We start from the raw sequence: 5,195 nt of genomic DNA, 5'->3' as shown, positions 1-5,195 counted from the left end.
TTATCAACCAGATGGTTTTGCGTTAACAACAGCTTCGCACCCGAGTCGTCCAGCATGTAGCGGATACGCTCCTCTGGATAGGTCGGATCGATGGGGACATATGCGCCCCCGGCTTTTAAAATCCCGAAGATGCCCACGATCATGTCCACCGAACGCTCGGTCATCAGACCCACCAGTCGATCCTTCGTCACGCCTTGACTACGCAAGGTGCGCGCCAGACGATTCGCACGTTCATTCAGCTCGCGATAGGTCAGCTGCTCTCCTTCAAAGAACAACGCTGGCTGTTCCGGTGTCTGCGCCGTTTGTGTCTCGAACAAGCCATGAATCGTTTGCTCGCTTGGATACTCAGCAGCTGTATTGCCCCATACGGTGAGAATTTGCTCACGCTCCTGCTCACTTACCATATCCAGCTCCTGCACCCGAATGTCCGGCTTCGCTACCACCTGCTCCAACAGCTGTATCAGATGGCCCTGAGTCCGTTCAACGGCTTCCCGATCATATAACTTCGCATTGTATTCAAATCGGATTTTCATCGCTTCCTGCGGCATAACGACCAGATTGAAATCATAGTTGGTTTGTTCAATCATGCCGGCATTGCGAATTTCAAAATCCGACGCTGCACCTTCCCCAAGTTGCTCGACCTGCTCCTCCACCGGATAGTTTTCAAACACGATAATGTGGTTGATCAGGTCTTGCTTTTGCTCGGTCAAGGCTTGAATTTCATACAGCGGATACGTTTCATAATCTTGAGAAGTCAGCGCCTGTTTCTGATTCGTTCTGATCAGGTCGGCAAAGGTATCGTCAGCCCCACTGCGGATACGTATTGGAATGGTGTTAATGAACAAGCCCACCATGTTTTCGATCCCCGAAATCTCCGCTGGACGACCCGACACTACACCGCCAAAAACAGCGTCGTCACTACCGTTGTACTTTTGGAGTAGCAAGCCCCAGGCGGTTTGCAGCAATGTATTCGGGGTCACGTGGTGCTGCTTGGCCACCATTTCCATACGTCCGGTCAAGTCCTTGCCCAGATCGCACAGGATATGCTCAAATTGTGCACCGTCCGCTTTCGCGCCGACTTTTCCGGTCGGAATCGAAGTTTGCTGCTCATAGCCGAGCAAATAATCCTTCCAGTAGGAAGCTGCTGCTTCTTCATCCTGTGCTTCAAGCCACTCAATATACTGACTGTATGGAGTCACGGGGGCAAGCTTCGGCTGTCTATGCTCCACGGCTGCAAAATAAGCCTCAAACACCTCATCCGTGACTAACGCCACACACCAGCCATCCATCAAGATGTGATGAGAGCTCCACACAAAATAATAATCCTCATCACCTGTTCGTAAAATCGCCACGCGCATCAACGCATCCCGGGACAAATCGAATCCGGCTGCCTTGTCCTGGCGAATAAATTCCTGCACATACGCGTCACGCTCCTGCTCATTCAGATGACGCAAATCTTCACATCTGAAACCAACCTCCTTGCGGCGGAAAATCACCTGCACAGGCTCATCCTGCCAACCGCTGATGAAATTAGCTCTAAAGATCTCATGCCGCTGCGCCAAATGATTCAAGCTATCTTGGAAAATATCCGCTTGGAAGCGTCCGTCCAAATCAAAGGTCGTTTGTTCAAAATAAGCTCCTGACGCTGCATCCATCAGACTATGGAACAGCATGCCTTTTTGCATCGGCGTCAACGCATATACATTTTCCAGTTCCCCGATGTCACGAGTCCGCTCTACCAACTGATCCAGCTCGGCCATGGTTACATGTTTAAGCATGACATCGCTTGGCGTCAGTTCTTGCTGTTTGCGGCCTACACAATGCGCAATGATTTCCTGCAAACTGATTTTGAACTCTTCAGCTAACTGCTCCATCGTTTCATGACGATATTCCTGCTTGCTGTAGCTGATTGTCAATTGCAGTTCGCCTTCCGAAATCAGTCCGTTCATATCCAGCGTGTGCGATCTGGCTGCATGGGCGCTAAGCTCTGCACCGCTAGAGTAAGGAGATACGCCAATGGACTGACTTTGCATATCTTGATCAAATTGTCCCAGATAGTTAAAGCTGATTTCAGGTTCGGTCACAAAACGCTCTTGCTCACGGGCTGCGGACAGGTATCTCAACATCCCGTAGCCAATGCCCTTTTGCGGAATGCGGCGGAGTCCTTCTTTCACCTGTTTGATGCGCTGTGAAAGGTCTTGCCCCACGCTCATATCCAGCACCACCGGGAATTGGGTCGTAAACCAGCCCACCGTCCGCGTAATATCCAGTTCTGGCAAAATGGACTCCCGTCCATGGCCTTCCAGGCTCACGAGCACTCGTTCCAAGCCCGCCCAGCGATGAATAGTCAGTCCTAAGGCGGTAAGCAGCAAATCATTCATCTCCGTGTTGTAGGCACGATGCGCCTGTTTTAACAACTGCTCCGTTTCCTGAGCTGTCCACGTAACTGTCATGTTCTCGCTGTCCCTATTCAAGGAATGAGAAGGGGACTCGTCTTTTGGAAGCGGCTGATATACGCCATGTTCCATTTCCTTCCAGAATTCAAGTTCTGCTGCCATAGCCGGACTATTCGCATATTGAGACTGCCCATCCGCCCAGGTGCGGAACGAATCCGTTTTGTGCGGAAGGCGAGCCGTTTGTCCGTTCAATGCCTGCTCGTAGGCGGTTGTAATATCCTCGAACAAAATGCGCCAAGATACGGTATCCACCACCAAGTGATGAATCGCCATCAGCAAATGATCACCATCTGGGCAATGGAACAGCCCCAGTTTCACCAGCGGTCCTTCGCTTAACTGAATACCCGCCTGAATTTCATTCACTTTAGCCTCGATCGCCGCTGACACCTCAGTCTCATGGCTGAGGTCTATACGTTCCAGCGTATACAGCTCGCCCTCCCCAACCGCACGGTTCCAGGCTTCATATCCGTGCTCCGTAGGACGGAAAACGATCCGCAGTGCGTCGTGATGGCTAACGATTTGATCCATCGCCGTGCGCAGGGCCGGTTCATCAAAACCGTCCTTGCTATGCAGCATGATGGACTGGTTATGATGATGAGCATCCGTCAGGTTCTGCTCAAAGAACCAGTGTTGCACCGGTGTCAGTTTCACAGCGCCCACCACTTCGCTCTGATCCGCCAATCGGGTCACCGATTGGACTTTCAGTGCCAAGGCAGACACGGTTGGATGACTGAACAGGTCTTTCATCTCCAGTCGATAACCTGCTTGCAGCAATCGGGAGGATACTTGTAAGGCTTTGATCGAATCGCCACCCAGCTCAAAGAAGTTATCCTGCGTGCCTACCGCTTCCACGCCGAGCACCCCGGCCCATACCGCAGCCAGTACTTGCTCCACCGTGGTACGCGGTGCCACATAGGCTGCACCCGTATGGATGCTTCCTTCCGGTTCCGGCAAGGCCTTACGGTCGATTTTACCGTTGCTGGTCAGCGGGATCGTCTCCAGTTGCATCAAACGTGCAGGCACCATGTGCGCTGGCAGTCCGGCTTCCAGTTCGGCCTGTACCTCCTCGATCCGCAGCTCAGCTTCTCCTGTGATGTATCCGCACAAGTACTTGTGTCCACGCTCATCCGTCCGGTCGATGACTACCGCTTGACGTACACCCGGCACCCGCTGGATCGCCGTTTCGATCTCGCCCAGCTCGATCCGATAGCCCCGGATTTTCACTTGATAGTCCATCCGGCCGATAAAGTCCACATTGCCGTCCGGCATCCATCGCGCCAAGTCACCTGTGCGGTATAATCGTTCACCTGGCACGAACGGATTGGCTACGAATTTCTCGGCCGTCAGGTCCGCACGGTTCAGGTATCCCCGTGCTACCCCAGCTCCGCCAATGCACAACTCGCCCAGTACGCCGATCGGCACCGGATTCAGCTGGCTGTCCACGATGTAGAAGCGTGCGTTCAGCCATGCCTGTCCAATCGGCACATTACCGCTGCTTGGCAGCTTCAACAGTTCTTCGTCGTAGAAGCTGGAGTCGATCGCCGCTTCCGTGACACCGTAGCTGTTCATAATGCGGATATCTGCGCCAAATCGTTCTTGCAACACCCGATAATCCGTCACGCTGCAGCTATCCGAGCTGGTAATCAGCAATTCCAAACTGCTCATGTCCAGTCCCTGCTCGTATACATGCTGCATGAACGGTACGATCAGGGCTGGAGTCGATTCGAACACGGTAATCTGGTAGTCACGAATCCAGCCATACAGACGGCTCGGGTCAATCCGGTCGTCTTTCGGACAGATAACCATCGTTCCGCCGTTATAGAGCGTCCGGGCGATATCGCCGACGAACACGTCGAAGGAGAAGCTTGCCAGCTGCAGCAAACGTACCGGGAACTGGTTCAGGCGATAATCCCGACGATACGCCGCGGCGGTATTCACCAAGCTGCGATGCTCGATCATGACGCCCTTCGGACGTCCCGTTGTTCCCGACGTGTAGATCACATACGCCAGATCCTTCGGTTCATTAATAGGTTCAACGTCCGTGGCATCCCCGGTGTACAGCGACTCATCGTCCAGCGCCAGTACAGTATGCAGACACAGTCCCGTTGCGGGTTCGGATACTGCTTCGCTTTCATCCAGCCAGACCTGCGCGCGCTCCTGTAAGCCCGTTTGGGTCAACAGTACCGTAGCACCACTGTCCTCCAGCATGAAGCGGATGCGTTCAGACGGATAGTCTGCATCCAGCGGTACATATGCACCTCCGGCTTTCCATACCGCCAATACGCCGACCAGCATGTCGACCGAGCGTTCACTCAAGATGCCAACAATCGATTCACGGCCAATGCCTTCATTTCGCAATCTACGGGCTAATTGGTTCGCACGCTCGTTCAGTGTGCGGTACGTCAGTTGTTGTTCCTCGTACACCACCGCCACATGATCTGGTATAAGCTGGGTCTGTTCTTCCACATAAGTATGGAATAAGCCTCCTGCTTCAGCAGTAACATCCGATACTCCCACATCTCCAAAACCGTAGATGATTTGTGCCTTCTCCTCGACAGTTACCATATCCAAAGCTACCAGTGGCTGCTGCGGATGAAGGGTAATGGCACGAACAAGTTCGGTAAAATGCTGTGCCAATCGCGCGATGGTCTCAGGCTTGTACAGCGCCGTGCTGTATTCCAGACTGCACAGAATGCCTTCCGGCTGCTCCACGGCATCCAAGGTCAGATCAAATTTGGC

General features: G+C 53.1%; 1 protein-coding gene. It reads right to left on the bottom strand.

Annotation, left to right across the window (positions count from 1 at the left end):
• On the bottom strand, window positions 1-5,195 hold a 5,195-nt coding region (locus JOD82_RS28820), incomplete at both ends, for a non-ribosomal peptide synthetase (protein ID WP_209950383.1).

This window comes from Paenibacillus sp. 1182 (genome assembly GCF_017833915.1).
Lineage (GTDB): Bacteria > Bacillota > Bacilli > Paenibacillales > Paenibacillaceae > Paenibacillus > Paenibacillus polymyxa_D.
The sequence above is the reverse complement of the archived record's forward strand: the minus strand, read 5'-3'. Positions and strand labels throughout refer to the sequence as shown.